Below are 1,299 nucleotides of genomic sequence, written 5' to 3'. Positions count from 1 at the left end.
CGGATAAAGTTTCTGATGTGAATGAGGTGACGGATTGTCCGCCTTCATCGATACAACCTATTCCGACTCCCGAAGACTACATGCGCAGTGTCGAATTAGCGGCAAGTCATTGCTGTCGAGAGGATATTGATCTGGATAAGGTGGTGTTATCACGCACCATGCAGGTCGACACTGAAGAAGACATTGACCGGGCACGCTTCTTAAAAACCTTGCTCAAACAAAACCCTGGTGGCTATACGTTTTCTACTCGTATTGGTGGCAGTCAGTCTGATGCTTACTTGATGGGATCGAGCCCTGAACTGCTTGTATCACGCAAAGGACCCCATGTTTGTTCTAATCCTTTGGCTGGATCTCGTCGCCGCAGTGATAACGAATGCATTAACCAACAGCAAGGTGAGTTGATGATGGAGAGCGCAAAAGATCTCCATGAACATGCCGTGGTGGTGGATGCCGTTGAGAAAGCACTGCAACCTTTTTGCCATAACCTGTACGTGCCAATGGTGCCATCAGTGATAGAAACCAAAGCCATGCTTCATCTTTCTACTCGCATTGAAGGTATGGTCTCGGACCCGAACACAAGTGTGTTGAAGTTGGCGACTGCATTGCACCCCACGCCAGCCGTGTGCGGTTATCCAACCGAACAAGCTTACGATTTGATAAGCCATGTTGAGCCTTTTGACCGAGGTTATTTTACCGGCCTTGTTGGTTGGGTCGATGCTCGCGGCAATGGCGAATGGGTCGTAGTGATCCGCTGCGCAGAGGTGGAAAGAAAACGTCTCAAAGTCTACGCAGGTGCTGGCATCGTAGCGGGCTCTGAGCCACAAAGTGAACTGGAAGAAACCGGTAACAAGATGCGCACTGTGCTCAATGCGTTGGGTATCGAGATCCGTGAAAACATGGAGGTGGTGCAATGAGCCTTGAATCCATACGAGCATCGGGCTTTACCCCATGGCCAGAAGCGCGAGCAGAACAATATCGTCAAGCGGGTTATTGGACAGATCAAACAATCCCACAAATGCTGCAAGCTAGCGCTGTTCGACTGCCACAGCAATTGGCATTGGTAGATGGCGAGCGTGAGTGGACATATCAATCTTTGGCGCAACAGGTCGACCAATTGGCGGCAGGTTTCCAAGCTAAACTGAGTCTCAAACCAGGAGACAAAGCGGTGTTGCATCTGCCGAACATTGCGGAGTTTTATCTTAGTTTCTTCGCTCTACTGAAAATTGGTGTGCAGCCAGTCATGGCTTTGCCTGCGCACCGTTATTCGGAGATTCGATACTTTTGTCATTTTTCCGAGGC

2 protein-coding genes are annotated in these 1,299 nt (G+C 49.7%); both read left to right on the top strand.

The window, feature by feature from the left end:
* Positions 1-914, top strand: a 914-nt coding sequence (locus tag AND4_RS19050; protein ID WP_009844622.1) for an isochorismate synthase, incomplete at its 5' end; no start/stop codon positions are given.
* On the top strand, positions 911-1,299 hold a 389-nt coding region (locus AND4_RS19045), incomplete at its 3' end, for an AMP-binding protein (RefSeq protein ID WP_009844621.1). The genes AND4_RS19050 and AND4_RS19045, both read left to right, overlap by 4 nt.

Origin of the sequence: Vibrio sp. AND4 (assembly GCF_000171815.1) — a bacterium.
In the GTDB taxonomy this organism is placed as follows: Bacteria; Pseudomonadota; Gammaproteobacteria; order Enterobacterales; family Vibrionaceae; genus Vibrio.
Note: the sequence above shows the minus strand (reverse complement) of the source record. Positions and strands in the feature narration are given on the sequence as shown.